Below are 19574 nucleotides of genomic sequence, written 5' to 3' on the forward strand. Positions count from 1 at the left end.
CACAAACCGTTGCTCTGGGGACTCAGCGACACGGTTTTCGCATCCATTTTCTCAGAAAGTGAATCTCTCGGAATCATAAGTACTTGCCAGTGAATCAACTCTCTGATTCTCTGCTCGAAAGCGTTTCCTGATTTGAGTCGTTCGACGCGTTATCCGCGTTTTCCGTCTGGGGGGACATCCTGCCGGGAGACTCGGACTCAATGTTGCGGAAATCTTGGTTTTTGGTCCGCCGTGAGAGGGGATGACGGGGAATGAAAAGCAAGCATGTGGCCGTCCTGCTGGGAGGTTTTTCGTCCGAGCGGCCCGTGTCCCTGTCTTCCGGAAAGGCCTGTGCCGATGCTCTGGAGAAGGAAGGCTATCAGGTCACCCGCGTCGATGTGGGGCGCGATGTCGGCTCCGTGCTTGCCGAGCTCAAGCCCGATGTCGCCTTCAATGCGTTGCATGGCCCCTTCGGTGAGGATGGCACCATCCAGGGCATCCTCGAATATCTCGGCATTCCCTATACCCATTCCGGCGTGCTCGCCTCGGCGCTCGCCATGAACAAGGAGCAGGCGAAGAGGGTTGTTAAATCGCTCGGCGTTCCCGTCGCCGAATCGAAGGTCGCCAATCGCTTCGCCATCCAGAACAAACACCCGATGAAGCCGCCCTATGTGATCAAGCCGGTCAGCGAGGGTTCGAGCTTCGGTGTCGTTATCGTCTCCGAAGGGCAGTCTCATCCGCCGCAGGTCGTCGGCTCGTCCGAGTGGAAATATGGCGATACCGTCATGGTCGAGCGCTATATCCACGGGCGGGAACTTACCTGCGCCGTCATGGGCGATGTGGCGCTCGGCGTCTGCGAGATCATTCCGACGGGGCATTCCTTCTACGATTACGATTCAAAATATGTCGCGGGCGGATCAAAACACGAATGCCCCGCAAAAGTTTCACCGAATATTTACCAAAAAATACAGACACTGGCGCTCAAGGCTCACCAAGCTGTCGGCTGTCGGGGCGTTTCCCGGTCGGACTTCCGTTATGACGATCGTCACTCCGAAAATGGCGAGGTTGTATGGCTCGAGGTCAACACTCAGCCGGGCATGACGCCGACGTCTTTGGTGCCTGAAATCGCAGCCCATGCCGGGCATTCGTTTGGTGAATTGTTGAGTTGGATGGTGGAGGACGCTTCGTGTCTGCGTTGAAATGGGGACAAGGCAAGGAGAAGGGCGCGGCTGGGCCGTCGCTGTTCGGCTTGTCGCTGTCATCAGGCCATTTCGTGCTGCCGCGCGTGCTTCGCCGCCCGGTGCGCATCCTGGCGCGCCTGGGCGATGGTGAATTCGAGGCGCCGCGTTTCTCCGCGGCGATGATGTCGGCGGTGCTGCTCGCTTCGAGTGGTGCCTATGGTGCCTATCTCGGTGGCCATGCCGATGGCATCATCCAGAGCATCACTGCCCGCACCGGCTTTGCCGTCGATCAGGTCAAGGTGGTTGGTAACCGCCAGACATCCGAGATCGACATTCTCGACAGGCTCGAACTCGACGGCTGGACGTCGCTGATCGGCTTCGATGCGGAGGCCGCGCGCGAGCGCATTTCCGGCCTGCCCTGGATCGAGGTGGCGGCGGTGCGCAAGGTCTACCCGCATACGCTGGAAGTGCGCGTCGAGGAACGCGAGGCCTTCGCGCTCTGGCAGCAGGGCAATGATCTCTCGGTCATCGAGAAGGATGGTGCCGTCATCGCGCCGTTCTCCGGCGGCAAGCAGGTGCTGCTGCCGCTGCTGATCGGCGAGGGCGCGCCGGCCAAGGCGCCTGATTTCCTGGCCAAGATCGAAAAATATCCCGACCTCGCGAGCCGCGTGAAAGGCTATATCCGTGTCGGCGACCGGCGCTGGGACCTGAAGCTGGACAATGGCATCACGGTCAAGCTGCCCGAGGATGACGAGGACCAGGCGCTCGCCGAGCTGGTCAAGATGGACCATGACAAGGGGCTGCTGTCGCGCGACATCGCCGCCGTCGACATGCGGCTCACGGACCGGCTGGTCGTGGAGCTGACGCCCGAGGCGGTGACGCAGCGCGAGGCCGCCCTCAACGAGAAGCCGAAAACCCTCAAGCGCAAGCCGGAGACGAAGATATGAGCTGGCTTGGCGGTTCTGGCGATGCCTCGTCGCGCCGGTCCGGCACCCTGACGGTGCTGGACGTCGGCTCGAACAAGGTCTGCTGCATGGTGGCCAAGCTCAAGCCGAACGATGACGGCAAGCTCTTGCGCGGCCGCTCGCACCGCATCCAGGTGATCGGCATCGGCCACCAGAAGTCGCAAGGCGTGAAGTCGGGCGTGGTCGTCGATCTCGACCGGGCGGAGCATGCCATCCGGCTGTCCGTCGATGCCGCCGAACGCATGGCGGGACTGACGGTCGATTCGCTCATCGTCAACATGACCGCCGGCCGGCTGAAGAGCGAAGCTTTCTCCGCGACCATCAATCTCGGCGGTCATGAGGCGGATGAGGCCGACATCAAGCGGGTGCTCGGCGCCGGCGCCAAACAGGCGCTCAAGGCCGAGCGCGAGGTTATCCATTCGTTGCCTGTCGGCTTCTCGCTGGATGCCGAACGCGGTGTGCGCGATCCGCGCGGCATGGTCGGCGACGCGCTCGGCGTCGACATGCATGTGCTGACGGGGGACGCGGCACCAATGCGCAACCTCGAACTCTCCATCAACCGCTCGCATCTGTCGGTCGAGCGCATGGTGGCGACGCCCTATGCCAGCGGGCTGGCGGCGCTCGTCGATGACGAGCTGGAGCTGGGTGCTGCCTGCATCGACATGGGTGGCGGCACGACCACGATCTCGGTGTTTTCGGAAGGCAAGTTCGTCCATGGCGACGCCATCGCGATCGGCGGCAACCACGTCACGCTCGACATGGCCAAGGGGCTCTCGACCTCGCTTGATGCCGCCGAGCGGCTCAAGGTGATGCATGGCTCGGCGTTGCCGGGCAGCGCCGACGACCGCGATCTGGTCTCGATCCAGCCGATCGGCGATGACGGCGACGTGCCTCTGCAGATACCGCGTTCGGTGATGACGCGCATCGTGCGCGCCCGCATCGACGAGACGCTTGAATTGCTGCGCGACCGGCTGAACAAATCCGGCTACGGCAATGCGGTCGGCAAGCGCGTCGTGCTCACCGGCGGCGCCAGCCAGTTGGCCGGCCTGCCGGAAGCGGCGCGCCGCATCCTGGGGCGCAATGTGCGCATCGGCCGTCCGCTCGGCGTGGCGGGCCTGCCCGAAGCGGCGAAGGGGCCGGCCTTCTCGGCCGCCGTCGGGCTTCTGATCTATCCGCAGATGGCGAGTTTCGAGAGCCATCCGGCGAAAGGCATTTCCGGTCTCAGGATGACCGGAACGGGTGGAAAACTGCATCGCATGAGTCAGTGGTTGAGAGACAGTTTCTAATTGACGGGGACAGCCCCATAGGCGGCCGCGGCGGCGAAGCGGCGTGAAAGGCAAAGGACGGAGACAATGACCATCAATCTGCAGAAGCCGGACATTACCGAGCTTAAGCCGCGCATCACCGTGTTTGGCGTTGGCGGCGGCGGCGGCAATGCCGTGAACAACATGATCACCGCGGGCTTGCGCGGTGTCGAGTTCGTCGTGGCCAACACCGACGCGCAGGCGCTGACCATGTCGAAGGCCGACCGGCTTATCCAGCTTGGCGCGCATGTCACCGAAGGCCTCGGCGCCGGCTCGCAGCCGGAAGTCGGCCGCGCGGCGGCGGAAGAATGCATCGACGAGATCCTCGACCACCTCACCAACACCCATATGTGCTTCGTCACCGCCGGCATGGGCGGCGGCACCGGCACCGGTGCTGCTCCGGTGGTTGCCCGCGCCGCGCGCGAAAAGGGCATCCTCACCGTCGGCGTCGTCACCAAGCCGTTCCACTTCGAGGGCCAGCGCCGCATGAAGACGGCCGACATGGGCATCGAGGAACTGCAGAAATGCGTCGATACGCTGATCGTCATCCCCAACCAGAACCTGTTCCGGCTGGCCAATGACAAGACCACCTTCGCCGATGCCTTCGCCATGGCCGACCAGGTGCTCTATTCCGGCGTTGCCTGCATCACCGACCTGATGGTCAAGGAAGGCCTGATCAACCTCGACTTCGCCGACGTGCGCTCGGTGATGCGCGAGATGGGCAAGGCGATGATGGGCACCGGCGAGGCTTCGGGCGAGGGCCGTGCGATGGCCGCCGCCGAAGCCGCGATCGCCAACCCGCTGCTCGACGAGACCTCGATGAAGGGCGCCAAGGGCCTGCTGATCTCGATCACCGGCGGCCGCGACCTGACCCTGTTCGAAGTCGACGAAGCGGCGACCCGTATCCGCGAGGAAGTCGACCAGGACGCCAACATCATCCTGGGCGCTACCTTCGACGAGGAACTCGAAGGCGTCATCCGCGTCTCGGTGGTCGCCACCGGCATCGACAAGTCGGCGGCTGAAATCGCAGCGGCGCCGATCTCGATCCGTACCGCTCCGCCGAAGCCGGCCGGCCGTCCGGCCGTGGCCGCCGTGGAAAGCCGCCCGGCGCCAGTCCAGCAGCCTGTCTATGAGCCGCGTGCCGCCGACCCGGTCGCCGAGGCCATCCAACTCGCCGAGGCAAATGCCGCGGCCATGGCTCAGGCTCGCCCGGCTCCGGTCGCCCATGCGGACGATTTCCGGCCGCAGAGCAAGATCTTCCAGGCGCCCCCGGCACAACCGCAGCCCATGCCGCAGCCGGTCGTCCAGCAGATGATGCAGCCGGCTCCGCAGCCGCGCGAAATACTGCGCGAGGTCCAGCAACCGGTGGCGATGGCGCCGCAGCGCATGCCGCGCGTCGAGGACTTCCCGCCGGTGGTCAAGGCCGAGGTGGACGCCAAGAGCCGTCCGGCGGACCACGAGAACAACAGCGGACCGATGGGTCTTCTGAAGCGCCTGACCAACGGCCTGACCCGCCGCGAAGAGGAGCCGGCACGGCTGCAGCCGGCGCAACCGCGCGAGCCGAAGCTGCGCCAGGCGGCTCCTGAAGTGCGCCGTCTCGCCAGCCAGGACGCCCAGCTCTACGCCCCGCGCCGCGGCCAGCTGGATGACCAGGGCCGCCTGACGCCGCAGACCAGGGCGACTCAGGACGACGATCAGTTGGAGATTCCGGCGTTCCTGCGCCGCCAAGCCAACTGAACCGTTAACGGACTGTAACAATCGTTAACAGGCAAGCAAGGAATTGCTTGCCTGTTAACGTTTTAAATGGTGTAAAATCAATCGGTTACAGTGCCGTACATGTTCCAGTTCGCGGTTACAAAGAGTAAGAAACCGTGATTTGGAGTCTCCCTGCCGGGACATTATCTTCGCTGCCTACCATAGTCGGTCTGCCGGGATTTCGGGGAAGTGGCCCTGCCTGCCGATTTCACAAGAGCCGCGCCCTCGGGCTGGAGAAGCGGACCTAGGCATTTCGGGCTTATGGGGATTGTCTTGCACGACTACCAGACGACAGTGAAGACGCGCGCGTCGCTTACAGGCACCGGCGTTCACAGCGGCAAAGAAGTTTCCGTCAGTTTCCTGCCCGCGGATGCCGATACCGGCATCGTGTTCCAGCTGATCGGTGGAGAAGGGCAGGGCCGCGAATTCCGCGCTCTGTTTTCCGAGATCGGCGCCACCGACCTTTGCACCATGCTTGGCGATCCCTCGGGCGAGCACATCGCCACCGTCGAGCACATCATGGCCGCGCTGCTCGGGCTCGGCATCGACAATGTCCTCATCGAGATCGATGGCCACGAGGTTCCGATCCTCGATGGCAGCGCCATGGACTTCGTGGAAGCCATCGACCAGGCGGGCATCGAGACGTTGCTGGTCAAGCGGCGCTACATCAGGGTCGTCAAGCCGGTCCGCATCGAGAACGGTGCGTCCTGGGCGGAGTTCAGGCCCTATGACGGCACCCGCTTCGAGATCGAGATCGATTTCGAAAGCCCCGCCATCGGCCGCCAGCTCTTCGCATCGGATATCAATGCGGACATTTTCCGCCGCGACATTGCGCGCGCCCGCACCTTCGGCTTCATGAAGGATGTCGAACGGCTGTGGGCCGCCGGCTATGCGCTTGGCTCGTCGCTCGAGAACTCGCTGGTGATCGGCGACGACAACCGGGTCATCAACATGGGCGGCCTGCGTTATCCCAACGAATTCGTGCGTCACAAGACGCTCGACGCCATGGGCGACCTGGCGTTGGCCGGAGCCCGTTTCATCGGCTGTTTCCGCTCCTATCGAGGCGGCCACAGGCTGAACGCGGCCGCGCTGCGCCGCCTGCTGTCGGACCGCACGGCCTTCGAGATCGTCGAGACCACACGCCGCGAGCGTGGCCGCGCGGCGGAGATGAGCGCCGTCAATGCGCCGCTCTACGCGCCCTGGATGATCTGAGCCCCGCGACGTTTTCGTCCCCGGTGACGGGGGCGCCGAGTGTTGCAGGAATGTACCACAAGCACGCGAAATTGCAGGGATGCTTCGACGCCGGTCGGCCGCCACAAAAATGTGCGATTGGCTAGACATAGCGTTGCCGGGCAAGGCGGTTATGGTTTATGGCTGCTGCCGTCGATTAGTGCATGTCGCTCAAAAGTGGGGACCAATTTTGGGACAACAGCATGCAAGAGGCATTAAAATAACGCCGAAAGGGCGCAATCCAATCATGTTCTTCAAGCGAGTCGGTCAATCGAAAGCGCCCCAGCGGTCTGTTCTCCTGGCGCTTTCGCTGGTTGTTCCATCGCTCTTCCTCTCGGCCTGCATGTCGTCGGAGAAAGACATCGACCTGTCGACCTATGTCGACCAGACCGAGCCGGCCGACGTCCTCTACAATCAGGGCCTCGCCAACATGAACGCGGGACGCCTGGATGAGGCGAGCAAGAAGTTCGACGCCGTCGATCGCCAGCATCCCTATTCGGAATGGGCCCGTAAATCGATGGTCATGGGCGCTTTCGCCGACTATCGAAAGGGCAGCTACGACGATGCTATCTCGTCGGCCAAGCGCTATCTGGCGCTGTATCCGTCCACCGATGATGCGCCCTACGCGCAGTACATCATCGGCCTGAGCTACTATCGCCAGATCAAGGACGTGACCCAGGATCAGAAGGAAGCACGCCAGACCTTGCAGACGATGCAGGATCTGGTGACGCGCTGGCCGAACTCGGAATATGTCGACGACGCCAAGGAGAAGATGCGCTTCGCCAACGACCAGCTCGCCGGCAAGGAAATGCAGATCGGCCGCTATTATCTGGAGCGCCGTGAATACATCGCCGCCGTCAAGCGCTTCCGCACCGTGGTGGAGAGCTATTCCAACACGCGCCATGTCGAGGAAGCACTCGCCCGCCTGACCGAAAGCTATTACGCGCTGGGGCTGACCTCGGAGGCGCAGACGGCAGCCGCCGTGCTCGGCACCAACTATCCCGACAGCCCGTGGTACAAGGATTCCTACAAGCTCCTGCAGAGCAACGGACTGGCGCCGCGCGAGAATGCCGGATCGTGGATATCCAAGGCCGGAAAGCTGATCACCGGCGCCTGATCTTAGAGCGGCTCGCCGTTTCACGGAAACGGCGAACCGCTCTATCTCTTTGTTTTTGACGCAATTCCCATGGGAACCCCGTTTCACACTTTTCCTGGAATTGCTCTAAGGCGCGTCGCGGCGACGCGCTTTTTCGGATTGATCCGACGCTGAAACAAAAAGATAGTGCGGCGCTGCGACTCCGATTGGTCGCGTGCCGCTCCACGGCGGTTCTGTGGTTTGATTGAGCCGCTGAACCGTCCTATCTCTTGTTGTCGCAATTCCGATGGGAAAACCGTTACGCACTTTTCCTGGAATTGCTTGAGGTCCGGGTTCTGATGCTTTCCAGACTGTCGATCCGCGATATCGTCCTGATCGAGAAGCTGGATATCGACTTCCAGCCGGGCCTTTCCGTGCTGACCGGCGAAACCGGCGCCGGCAAATCCATCCTGCTCGATGCCCTGTCGCTGGCGCTTGGCGCGCGTGGCGACGCGTCGCTGGTGCGCCATGGCGCGGCACAAGGCCAGGTCATTGCCGTGTTCGATGTGCCGCGAAACCATCCGGTGCGCGCGCTGCTTGTCGAAAACGCCATCGAGGATGACGGCGACATCATCCTGCGCCGCGTGCAGACGGCGGACGGCCGCACTCGGGTCTTCGTCAACGACCAGCCATCCAGCGTGACCCTGATGCGCGATGTCGGCCGCGCGCTGGTCGAAATCCACGGCCAGCACGATGAGCGAGCCTTGGTCGATCCCGGTGCGCACCGGGATGTGCTCGACGCCTTCGGCGGCCATCTTGGCGCCGTCCGCTCGACCGGCGAGGCTTGGCGGCACTGGCGCGCCTGCGAGCAGGAGCTTACGCGCCACCGCGCCAAGGTGGCGGCGGCGGCACGCGAGGCCGACTATCTGCGCGCCGCGGTCACGGAACTGACCAAGCTCGATCCGCAGCCCGGCGAGGAAACGGAACTTGCCGAACTGCGCGCCCACATGATGCGCGCCGAAAAGATCGCTTCCGAAATCCATGATGCGCAGGATGTGCTGTCAGGTCCGTCGTCACCCTTGCCGCAACTCGCCAGTCTGCTGAGGCGGCTGCAGCGCAAGGCGACCGAGGCGCCCGGCCTGCTCGAGGACGTGGTCAAGTCGCTCGACGAAGCCATGTTGTCGCTCGACGCGGCGCAGTCTGGCGTCGAGGAAGCACTTCGCGCCACCGAATATGACCCTCAGCGGCTGGAGAAAGCCGAGGAGCGGCTGTTTTCGCTGCGCGCGGCTTCACGCAAGCACAGCGTTGCCGTCGACGATCTGGCGCAACTGCGCGACACGATGGTGGCCGACCTCGCCGATCTCGACGCTGGCGAGGAACGCCTGCATGGGCTGGAAAAGCAGGCCGCCGCGGGGCGTGAAGCCTATGACATCGCCGCCGCGCAGCTTTCCTCGCTTCGTCACGCGGCGGCCGTTGGCCTGACCAAGGCCGTGATGGCCGAATTGCCGGCGTTGAAGCTCGAACGCGCCGCCTTCATCGTCGAGATGAAGAGCGAGGCCGAGATCCGCATGGAAGAGGGCATAGACCAGATCGAGTTCTGGGTACGCACCAACCCCGGCACGCGACCCGGGCCGATGATGAAGGTTGCATCCGGCGGCGAGCTGTCGCGCTTCCTGCTGGCGCTGAAGGTGGCGCTGGCCGACCGTGGCTCGGCACCGACGCTGGTTTTCGACGAAATCGACACCGGCGTCGGTGGCGCCGTGGCAGACGCCATCGGCCAAAGGCTGGCGCGGCTGTCGAAGCGCGTGCAGGTGCTGTCGGTGACCCACGCGCCGCAGGTGGCGGCGCGCGCGGCGACGCATTTCCTGATCTCCAAATCGGGCGGCACCGATCGTGTGGCGACCGGCATTGCCGAGATGGACAGGACGGCACGACAGGAAGAGATCGCCCGCATGCTGGCCGGCGCCACGATCACCGACGAGGCACGCGCGGCCGCCGAGCGGCTGCTGCGCGAAAATACAAACGCGGCGTAACAACAATATCCGGCGCCACGGATCGAGTCAGGATATGGCTCCATGCTACTGGTTGGGAATGATTTTCCCAAAATCCTGATCTATTGTGACGCGCCACCGTCGGGGACGAAAAGCATGTCGGAAAAACCTGTCTATTCGCTTAGCGAAAGCGAGGCTGAAGCCGAGCTGAAGCGCCTCGCGGAGGAGATTGCCGAGCACGACCGGCGCTACCATACCGAAGACGCGCCGATAATCTCGGATGCGGCCTATGATGCGCTGACGCGGCGCAATCTCGCTATCGAAGAGCGTTTTCCCGACCTGGTGCGCGACGATTCGCCTTCGCGCCGGGTCGGGTCGCCGCCGGCGGAGGGCTTTGCCAAGGTACGCCATGCCGTGCCTATGCTCAGCCTCGCCAAGGCCTACACAGACCAAGATGTTACCGATTTCATCGAGCGCGGCCGGCGCTTCTTCGACCGTGACAAGGATCTCGACATCGCTTTCACCGCGGAGCCGAAGATCGACGGGCTGTCGGCGTCGCTGCGCTACGAAAAGGGCGTGTTCGTGCAGGGCGCGACGCGCGGCGATGGTGCCGTCGGCGAAGATATCACCGCCAATCTCAGGACCATCGCCGACATCCCCGCCAAGCTGAAAGGCTCGGGCTGGCCCGAAATCATCGAGATACGCGGCGAGGTCTACATGACCTATGCGGAATTCGAGGCGCTGAAGCAGCGCTCGGCAGCGGCCGGCGGCCAGGATTACGTCAATCCGCGCAACACGGCGGCCGGCTCGCTGCGCCAGAAGGATCCCTCCGTCACCGCCACCCGAAACCTCAAGTTCTTCGCCTATGCCTGGGGCTTCACGACGGCGGATCCGGCACCGACCCAGTACGAATCGGTGCAAAAATTCGCCGATTGGGGCTTCAAGATCAGCCCCTTGATGGTGCGGGCGAAGTCGGTCGAGGAACTGGTGGCGCATTACCATCTGATCGAGGAGCAGCGCTCGTCGCTCGGCTACGACATTGACGGCGTCGTCTACAAGGTCGACCAGTTGGAGTTGCAGCGCCGCTGGGGCTTCGTCACCGGCGAGCCGCGCTGGGCCATTGCCCATAAATTCCCCGCCGAACAGGCAATGACGACGGTCGAGAAGATCGACATCCAGGTTGGCCGCACCGGCACGCTGGCGCCGGTCGCGCGGCTGGCCCCTGTCACCGTCGGCGGCGTGGTGGTCGAGAACGTCACGCTGCACAATGAGGATTACATCAAGGGTTTCGACAGCAACGGCCTGCCGATCCGCGACGGCATCGATGTGCGCATCGGCGACACGGTGGTGATCCAGCGGGCAGGGGACGTCATCCCGCAGATTGTCAGCGTCGTCATCGACAAGCGTCCTGCCAATGCCGTGCCTTATGAATTCCCGCACAACTGTCCGGTTTGCGGTTCACCGGCAACGCGCGAGATCAACGAGAAGACCGGCAAGGAGGATTCCCGACGGCGCTGCACCGGCGAGCTGATCTGCGCAGCACAAGCCGTGGAACGATTGCGCCATTTCGTGTCGCGTGGTGCCCTGGATATCGAGGGTCTGGGCGCGGAGAACATCGACACCTTCTTCAATGCCGGACTGATCAAGACAGCCGCCGATATCTTCACGCTCCGGGACCGTCGACCCGCCGTCACCAAGGCGCTTGCCGAGCGGCGAGAGGAGCAGGCCAGGCAGCGCGAGGCGGCGTCCGGCAAGACGCGCAAGAATGTGCGCAGCGTCGAGGATCGCAACTATGAAGGCCTCGACAAGCTGTTCGCGGCGATCGATTCGCGCCGCGAACCGGAGCTCGACCGCTTCATCTTCGCGCTCGGCATCCGCCATATCGGCGAGACGACGGCGGCTGTGCTTGCAAGGACCTTCTCGACCATCGAGGAACTGATCCGCGTTGGCAAGGAGACGGCGGCGGCGGAGGATCCGCATGCCGTTTTCCCGTCGATCAACGGCATTGGCGACACGGTGATCGACGCGCTGCGCGATTTCTTCGGCAATGAGCGCAATGACGACGTGCTCGATAAGCTGCTCGAACAGGTCAAGCCGAAACCGTATATCGTCACCGTCTCGGCCGACAGCGAGGTCGCCGGCAAGACCATCGTCTTTACCGGCTCGCTGGAAAAGATGACCCGCTCCGAAGCCAAGGCTATGGCCGAGCGTCTCGGCGCCAAGGTCGCCGGCTCGGTTTCGGCCAAGACGGATCTGGTGGTGGCGGGACCGGGTGCCGGCTCCAAGCTCAAGCTTGCCAGTGAACTCGGCGTCGAAGTGATCGACGAGGACACCTGGCTGCAGCGGGTCGGCAAGGCGTGATGGAAGGAGCGTTCAAAGGGTTCGGCCCGAAGGCCATCCCGTTCCTGAAGGCACTGGATTTCCACCAGAGCCGGGAGTGGTTCCTGGAGAACCGCGACTTGTTCGAAAAGGAACTGCGTGATCCCCTGGGCGATCTCGTCGACACACTGACGCAGCGTTTCGCCGATGCCGGGCTTGGCCTGCGTGGCGACCGCAAGAAGTCGCTGTTCCGCATCAATCGCGATGTGCGCTTCGCCAAGGACAAGCGGCCCTACAACCGGCATGTCTCGGCGATCCTGTCGCCGGACGGTACCAAGATGTCGCAAGGCGTCTTCTATGTTCATATCGGGCTGGAGCGTTGTTTTGCCGACGTCGCCTGGTGGGACCCGGAGCCGGCCTCGCTGCTCGCCATGCGCAAGGCGATCGCAACGCGGCCAGATACATTTCGCGGCCTGGCGGCGGCCTTGAAGAAGAACCGGCTTGGGCTGGAGGCGGAGGGTCGCATGAAGCGGACGCCGCGCGGCTTCGAGCATATCAGCGATCCCGATCTGGCCGAGGCCATCCGCAACCGGCATTTCGTGGTCCAGCACGTCATCGATCCGGCGGGAATCCATACGCCAGCGCTGGTCGAGGAACTCGTCGATTTCACCATGCGCGCCAAGCCGCTGCTCGACTGGGGCAGGACGATCGAGGGCAAAATCGCGAAGGACTAAGTTCTATTCGGACCGGAGCGCCACGATCATTTCCGCTGATGGTTTGGCTCAAGCGAATTCGTGTGACAAGGCACGGTGTGCCACCTACATACCGCCACTCCTTGTTGTTGTGCATGTCGTACTCCCAAACCGCTACGCACTTTTGGGCGAACATGCATCAGGAGTGGTCGATGGCGACGGACGTGATCTCGCAGAGCGGCGGCAAAAGCGACTTCTGGCAAGGCGTGCGGCTCTCCATGCCTGTCGTGGTGGCGTCGGCGCCGTTCGCTGTGCTGTTTGGAGCGCTTGCCGTTGACCAAGGTTTCTCGGTCTTCGAAGCCTTCCTGATGAGCGCGCTGGTCTTCGGCGGCGCCAGCCAGATGGTCGGCATCCAGCTGTTCGGCCAGCATGTCGCGCCGTGGCTGATCGTGCTGTCGATCTTCGCCGTCAACTTCCGCCATGTGCTCTACTCGGCCGGCATTGGCCGGCGCATCGCGCACTGGCCTGTCGTCAGCCAAGCTCTCGGCTATTTCATCCTCACCGATCCGCAATACGCGGTGACCGAAGCGCGGGCGCAATCGGGCCAGACCGTCAGCTTTGCCTGGTATCTGGGACTCGGCCTGCCGGTCTATCTGTTCTGGATCATCGAAAGCGCGCTCGGCGCGGTGTTCGGCAAGCTGATCCCCGATACGCATGCGCTGGGTATCGATTTTCTGCTGCCGATCTATTTTCTTGGCCTCGTCATGGGCTTTCGCAAGCGGCCGCTGTGGCTGCCGGTGGTCATCGCCAGCGCCGCGGCGTCCATCATCGCGTACAAGACGGTTGGCTCGCCCTGGCACGTCTCGATCGGCGCTGTTGCCGGCGTGCTGCTCGCCGTCATCCTGCCGCCGCACCATAGCGGCGTTGGAGAGCGGCCATGAGCACGACGTTCTGGATCATCATCGCGGGCGCGATCGCCACTTATCTCACGCGCGTCGGCGGACATCTGGTCATCTCCCGCTTCGAGAACATCCATCCGCGCGTGGAAGCAGGCCTCAATGCGGTGCCGGCGGCGGTTCTGACGACGCTGGTGGCGCCGGAACTGTTGAATGCCGGACCGGCGGAATGGGCCGCACTGGTCGTCACCGCCGCGGTCTCGCTGCGCGGCGGGCTGATGTCGATGTTTCTGGCGGGTGCCGCGGTGCTGATCCTGGCGCGACAATTTGTAGGGTAGTTTGTAAGCGCGATCTTTTTCGGAACATTGGCGCTGCCCCTCATTGCCCTGCCGGGCATGCCCTCCGCTGTCGCTCCGGGCGTTCGTTGTTCGAAAAGCCAGGCAGTTGGCTTTTCGTCCACTGCGCGGACTACGTCTCACCCCCGTAGAACGGGGAGAAAGAAGCTAACCTCAAATCTTCGCGTCGTGCGGCAGCGGTGCCGTCGCCTTTTCCAGCCAGGCCAGGGTTTCGCCATCGAGCATCGGTCCGATCTCGGCCAGCACACGGGCATGGTAGGCATCGAGCCAATGCAGTTCCTCGCGCGTCAGCAGGTCTGACCGCACCAGCCTGAGGTCGATCGGCGCCAGCGTCAGCGTCTCGAAGCCGTGCATGGCGATGTCGCCGCCCTCGATCCGTTCAGCCGGCGTCACCAGGATGAGGTTCTCGATGCGGATGCCGTAGGCGCCTTCCTTGTAGTAACCCGGCTCGTTGGACAGCATCATGCCTTCGAGCAGCTTTTCGGTGCCGGTGCGGGCAATGCGCTGTGGACCTTCATGCACGGCCAGGTACGAGCCGACGCCATGGCCGGTGCCGTGGGCGAAGTCGCAGCCATGCTTCCAGAGCGCCACGCGGGCGACGGCGTCGATCTCCGAACCGCGCGTGCCGGCGGGGAAGCGCAACGTGGAAATGCCGATCATGCCTTTCAGCACCAGCGTGAAGCGCTCGCGCATCTCCTCGGTCGGCTGGCCGATCGGCACGGTGCGGGTGATGTCGGTGGTGCCGTCCTGATACTGCGCGCCGGAATCGAGCAGGAACAGCTCGCCGGCCTGGAGCTTGCGGCTGGTGGCGCGCGACACGCGGTAATGCATGATGGCGCCGTTCGGACCGGCGCCGGAAATGGTGTCGAAGGAGACGTCGCGCAGCGGCATCTGCGTTTCCTCGCCGGTCTGCCGGCGGCTCTCTTCCAGCCTGGTGACCACCGCGATCTCGTCGAGCGAGCCGGGCTTCTGCCGCTCCAGCCAGCACAAGAGCTTCGCCACCGCCGCGCCGTCACGGCGATGCGCGGCGCGTGAGCCGGCGATCTCGGCCTGGTTCTTGGTGGCGCGCGGGATGCGGGCCGGGTCGGGCGCGGCAATCACCATGCCGCCATTGTCCTCGACCAGCATGCGCAGCCTGTCGGCCGCCAGCACCGGGTCGAGCGCGATCTTGGCGCCGCCCTTGGCAAGCGCTGCGACCGCCGCCTCGAACTCGCCGGGCTCATGCGGATCGGCGAGTTGGGTGAGATAGGCCGCGACCTGGCGCGAGAATTTGCGCTTGTCCATGAACAGCTGGTGCGACCCGTCGGCGGCGAGGATGGCGAAGCCGAGCGCCAGGGGCGTATGCGGCACGTCGCCGCCGCGAATGTTGAAGACCCAGGCGATGGAGGAGGGGTCGGTCAGCACCGCGTGAGTGGCGCCGTCCTTGCCGATCGCCGTTGCCAGCCGCGCCAGCTTGTCCTTGGCGAGCTCGCCGGCGAAGCCGATCGGGTGCAGCTCGACCGGGGTCACGGGTGCGGCGGGCTGGTCCTTCCAGATGATGTCGATCGGGTTTTTGTCGAGCGGCACCAGCACGGCGCCGGTCTTGTCGGCCGAGGCCTGCAGCGCCTTGACCTCGCCGATCGTGTGCAGCCATGGATCGAAGCCGAGCCGCGCGCCCTTGCCGATATTGTCCTTGAGCCAGACAGCGGGTGGGTTGTCGACCAGGCTTTCGATCGAAAAAATGTCGAGATCGACCTCATTGCGCACCTGCAGCGTGTAGCGCCCATCGACGAAGACGAAGGCGCGGTCGCGCAGAACGATGGCGACACCGGCCGAGCCGCTGAAGCCGGTCAGCCATTTCAGCCGTGCCGAACGATCGGCGACATATTCGCCCTGATGCTCGTCCGCGCGTGGCACGATAAAACCATCGAGGCCATTGGCGCCCAGCCATTGGCGCAGCAGCGCCACGCGCGGCTTTCCGACCGAGGGGTCGCCGGCGGAATCGAAGGTCTGGAACATTATGGGCCTCCTTGGTAGTCGCGCGACCGTAACCTATGGGCTGGGAAAGCGGAATCGATTTCCGGCCGGCGCAAACTGCTACAGCGCCGCCTGGCTGACAACCAAATGGGGCTGGTCCAGCCGCGGCACGAGGGCGGGGTATTCGTTGTTCGCCCCCAACACGACGCGGCATCGCCGCGCTGCCCGCCAGCACCCCGGCAATTGTAACCAGAAAAAGTCAGCAATGGCCGCTTTTTGCGCGTGCGTCACTTCGCACGGCAAGTTATCTGTCTCGGGTTTTCTTGTCTTGACCGGAGGGGGGGGCCTTCCGGTCAAGGTTGGTGTTGGCGGACCAATTCCGACATGGCCATGATGCTAGCCATGCGCCGCTTGCAGGATCGATGTTGGAAATGAGGACTGCATCCTGAGCCAGTCAGTCGGCAGAAACCGTGCTTGTTCGCGGTCTGGCGTCTGGTGTGGCCAACTGTTGATTGATGCAAATTCGCAACGGATTTGCTCTGATTTCTGGCCGAGTTCTGTGTTGCTTGGTTCCGGTAATCTTTACGGCTTACATTCGCTTGTCTCTCGGCAGCGGGTTTCGTAGCGTCGCCACGGGCTTAAGGGGTCGATTCACCCAATGGATGGTTGGTCGGGGGGTAGATGAGACATTCTGTTTGCGCAGCGCGTGCCAAAGGCGATGGCGAAGTGAATGCGCGGCTTGCGGGCTCGCTTCTGTCGTCCACGTCGCTTCCCGCTCTGCTGTTAGCCGGGCTGATCGTGGCCGCTGTAACGCCGATCACGTCAGGTGTCGCCTCGGCCGAGGATTTCGCTCACAACAGCGGCGATTGGGGTACGGCCGCGAACTGGACTCCCGCAACGGTTCCCAACGGCGTCGATGCGGTCGCGAACTTCAACCATGACGCGCCGGACCAGGGGCTCGGCTATACCGTTTTCCTGGCTGGCGGACCCTATACGGTCGGCACGCTGAACTTGAATGCCACGAGCACCTCCGGCGGTTACCGGTTTTCAAGCGGCGTTTTGAATTTCGAGGCCTCCGGGCAGGCCGCGATCAACGTGCAGACGCACAATTTCATTCCCGACCTGGACGCCAGCGCCAGTTTCAATCTCGTCTCCGACACTGTCGTCACGGTCGATGCCGGTGCTCATTTTACGGCCGATGGCGTGATCTCAGGCGCAAGCCTCACCAAGAGCGGTGATGGATTGCTGACCTTGAATGGCGCAAACACCTACACCGGCGGCACCAATCTCTATGGCGGCACGCTCAGCCTGGGCAACAATGCGGCGCTTGGAACGGGGCCCGTCTACGCCAACGGCGGCACGACCATCGACATCCAGAACGGCATCACGATCAACAACGACCTCACCATGTATGCCGGCATGAATCTGAATGTCGGCTTGGGGGCAACCGGAACCTATGCCGGTCAGATTTCGGAATTCAGCGATCCAACCGCGATCGTCAAGACCGGCGCCGGCACGCTTGTTTTGACCAACAGCAACAGTTTCAGCTCCGGCGCTATGATCGAGGAGGGAACGATCCGGGTCACTGCCGATCATGCGCTAGGCTCAGGCCCGATCACACTGGATGGCGGCACGTTGCAGGCCGGCGCAAACCTCAACCTTCCGAACGTCTCGATCCTGTTTGGCGCTGCGGGCGGTACCATCGACACCAACGGTTTCGACGTCAGCACGACCGCCAGCATGGGTGACAACGATACGCCAAGCGGGACGTTCACCAAGACTGGGGCCGGAACGCTGACGGTGGACGGTTTCGCCGGCAACAACAATTATGCCACGGCCACCGATGTCGCCCAAGGGACGCTGAAGGCGGGCCTGGGCACCAACCTTTTCAGCGCAAACAGCGCCTATACGATCGAAAGCGGCGCAACGCTCGATCTCAACAATTTCCAACAGACGATCGGCTCGCTTGCCGGCGCGGGAACGGTCAATGCCGGGGTAGGCGGCCTGCTCACGGGAGGCAACAACGGCTCGACGGTATTTTCGGGCGTCATCACCGGCAATGGCGGATTGATCAAGGACGGCACGGGAACTTTCGAGCTGTCGGGTTCGAGCCCGTTGTCTGGCGGGGTCGTGGTGAAGGCCGGCACCTTGCTGGTCTCCGGCTCACTTGTTAGTGCGGGGATTACGGTCGATAGCGGCGGCACGCTCGGCGGCGGCGGCACGGTTGGCGTGCTCGATGCTTTCGGCACGGTCGCGCCCGGCAAAAACGCGATCGGCACTTTGACCGTCGACTACTCCGCCCAATTCCGGGCCGGTTCGACCTATGCGGTGGAACTCAATTCCGCCGGGCTCTCCGACCTGATCGACGCAACGGGCGCCGCCACCATCGACAGTGGCGCCGGCTTGACAGTGAGCAATATCGGGCTGGGTAGCCTGGTGGCGGGCACCCGCTACACGGTGCTCGAAGCCGCCAGCGTCAGCGGAACCTTTACTCTGGTCGGAGATCCGCAGGTTTCCGCCTTCATCAGCCTGAGCACCACGTCCGATGCGACGCATGCCTATATCGATGTCACCCAGACGCAGACCTTCGGCTCCGCCGGCCTGACGCCGAACCAGATCGCCACCGGCGCGGGGCTGGACAGTGCGGCCAGCAGTGCCTTGGTCAGCGCGGTGCTTGCCTTGCCGAGCGACGCGGCCGCGCAGGCCGCTTTCGACCAGCTTTCGGGCGAAGTCCATGCCTCGGCCAAGGGCATGCTCCTCCAGGACAGCCACTTCCTGCAGGACGCGGTGACGGCGCGCCTGCGTTCGGCCTTCGGCGACAGCGGCAAGACCACTTCGCTGCCGGTCATGGCCTATGGCGAGGACGGCGTTCAGTCCGTCGCCGCCGACACCGACCGCTTCGCCATCTGGTCGCAGGGTTTCGGCTCCTGGGGCGGTACCGACAGCGACGGCAATGCGGCCGCCTTCGACCGGTCGACCGGCGGCCTGCTGGTCGGCGCCGACGGCCTGGCCGGCGACTGGCGCATCGGCGTGGTCGGCGGCTACAGCCGCACCAGCTTCAATGCCGACGACAGGCATTCTTCCGGCGACAGCGACAATTACCATCTCGGCCTCTATGGCGGGACCAATTGGGGCGCCATCGCCTTTCGTACCGGGGCCGCCTACACCTGGCACCGGATCTCGACGTCGCGCTCCGTCGCGCTCCAGGGCTTCACCGACGGCCTGTCAGCCGACTACGACGCCGCGACCGCGCAGGCCTTCGGCGAACTGGCCTACAAGACCGATGCCGGGCCGTTTGCCTTCGAGCCGTTCGCCAATCTCGCTTACGTGAACCTGCACACAGACGGCTTCGCGGAGAGCGGCGGCGCCGCGGCGCTGACCAGCGGCAGTTCCTCGTCGGATGCGACCTTCACCACGCTCGGCGTCAGAGCTTCCACCGACATCACAATTGGTGGCGTGGCGGCGACCGCGCGTGGCATGTTCGGCTGGCGCCATGCCTATGGCGAGGTCACGCCGCTGTCGACCGTCGCCTTTGCCGGCGGCGACGATTTCACCATCGCCGGGGCGCCGATCGCCAGGGATGCGATGCTGGTCGAAGCCGGCTTCGATGTGCAACTGGCGCGAAACGCGACGCTTGGCCTGTCCTATGCCGGGCAGTTCGGGCCGGATGCCTTCGACAACGGCTTCAAGGCCAATCTGGGCATCAGCTTCTAGGCGGCGACGGGGCTTTTTGCTGTTGGGGCGGAACATTCGTGCAGTGGCGAAGTTCTGAAAGGCCTGTTTCCCTCACAGGCATCTGAAGCTGGTAGAAAACAGCATTCAAGGCTCCGCTGACTCCGGTCGGCGGAGTTTTGGGCTTTGGCAACAATTTCGGA

Annotated in this window: 13 protein-coding genes; 12 read left to right on the forward strand and 1 reads right to left on the reverse strand. The window is 63.7% G+C overall.

What is annotated here, in order from left to right:
• Positions 1-251 precede the first annotated feature (251 nt).
• The 11 genes from EB231_RS16970 to EB231_RS17020 all read left to right on the forward strand — a co-directional run bounded on the left by EB231_RS16970 (position 252) and on the right by EB231_RS17020 (position 13725).
• Positions 252-1178 carry a D-alanine--D-alanine ligase gene (locus tag EB231_RS16970; protein WP_056573258.1) on the forward strand — a complete coding sequence of 309 codons (927 nt, stop codon included), beginning with the start codon at positions 252-254 and terminating at the stop codon, positions 1176-1178.
• On the forward strand, positions 1166-2107 hold the full coding sequence (locus EB231_RS16975; protein WP_172349811.1) for a cell division protein FtsQ/DivIB: 942 nt from the start codon (positions 1166-1168) through the stop codon (positions 2105-2107). Before EB231_RS16970 ends, EB231_RS16975 begins: the two co-directional genes overlap by 13 nt.
• A complete protein-coding gene (gene ftsA, locus EB231_RS16980; RefSeq protein ID WP_010910249.1) occupies positions 2104-3411 on the forward strand; it encodes a cell division protein FtsA in 1308 nt (435 codons plus the stop codon). The genes EB231_RS16975 and ftsA overlap by 4 nt, the downstream gene beginning before the upstream one ends.
• A gap of 66 nt (positions 3412-3477) precedes the next feature.
• A complete protein-coding gene (gene ftsZ, locus EB231_RS16985; RefSeq protein ID WP_172349812.1) occupies positions 3478-5166 on the forward strand; it encodes a cell division protein FtsZ in 1689 nt (562 codons plus the stop codon).
• 279 nt (positions 5167-5445) lie between these two features.
• Positions 5446-6396 carry a UDP-3-O-acyl-N-acetylglucosamine deacetylase gene (lpxC, locus tag EB231_RS16990; RefSeq protein ID WP_172349813.1) on the forward strand — a complete coding sequence of 317 codons (951 nt, stop codon included), beginning with the start codon at positions 5446-5448 and terminating at the stop codon, positions 6394-6396.
• 265 nt (positions 6397-6661) lie between these two features.
• A complete protein-coding gene (locus EB231_RS16995; RefSeq protein WP_172349814.1) occupies positions 6662-7531 on the forward strand; it encodes an outer membrane protein assembly factor BamD in 870 nt (289 codons plus the stop codon).
• 317 nt (positions 7532-7848) lie between these two features.
• Positions 7849-9522, forward strand: coding sequence for a DNA repair protein RecN (recN, locus tag EB231_RS17000; RefSeq protein WP_172349815.1), 1674 nt, complete (start codon positions 7849-7851; stop codon positions 9520-9522).
• Positions 9523-9636: 114 nt separating this feature from the next.
• Positions 9637-11841: an NAD-dependent DNA ligase LigA gene (gene ligA, locus EB231_RS17005; RefSeq protein WP_172349816.1), complete on the forward strand. Its 2205-nt coding sequence runs from the start codon at positions 9637-9639 to the stop codon at positions 11839-11841.
• Entirely contained in the window at positions 11841-12533 is a 693-nt protein-coding gene (locus tag EB231_RS17010; RefSeq protein WP_172349817.1) for a DUF2461 domain-containing protein, read from the forward strand. The genes ligA and EB231_RS17010 overlap by 1 nt, the downstream gene beginning before the upstream one ends.
• A gap of 170 nt (positions 12534-12703) precedes the next feature.
• Positions 12704-13432 (forward strand): AzlC family ABC transporter permease, encoded by a 729-nt coding sequence (locus EB231_RS17015; protein WP_172349818.1) that lies wholly within the window; start codon positions 12704-12706, stop codon positions 13430-13432.
• Positions 13429-13725, forward strand: a complete 297-nt coding sequence (locus tag EB231_RS17020) for an AzlD family protein (protein WP_172349819.1) — start codon at positions 13429-13431, stop codon at positions 13723-13725. Before EB231_RS17015 ends, EB231_RS17020 begins: the two co-directional genes overlap by 4 nt.
• 171 nt (positions 13726-13896) lie before the next feature.
• Here the strand turns inward: EB231_RS17020 and EB231_RS17025 are convergent, their stop codons facing one another.
• Positions 13897-15741 (reverse strand): aminopeptidase P family protein, encoded by a 1845-nt coding sequence (locus EB231_RS17025; protein ID WP_172349820.1) that lies wholly within the window; start codon positions 15739-15741, stop codon positions 13897-13899.
• Positions 15742-16380: 639 nt separating this feature from the next.
• On the opposite strand from EB231_RS17025, the gene EB231_RS17030 reads away from it, so the two are divergent.
• Complete coding sequence (locus EB231_RS17030; protein WP_172349821.1) at positions 16381-19413, forward strand: autotransporter outer membrane beta-barrel domain-containing protein; 3033 nt, start codon at positions 16381-16383, stop codon at positions 19411-19413.
• The last annotated feature ends 161 nt before the right edge of the window (positions 19414-19574 follow it).

The sequence above is a fragment of the Mesorhizobium sp. NZP2298 genome, assembly GCF_013170825.1.
In the GTDB taxonomy this organism is placed as follows: domain Bacteria; phylum Pseudomonadota; class Alphaproteobacteria; order Rhizobiales; family Rhizobiaceae; genus Mesorhizobium.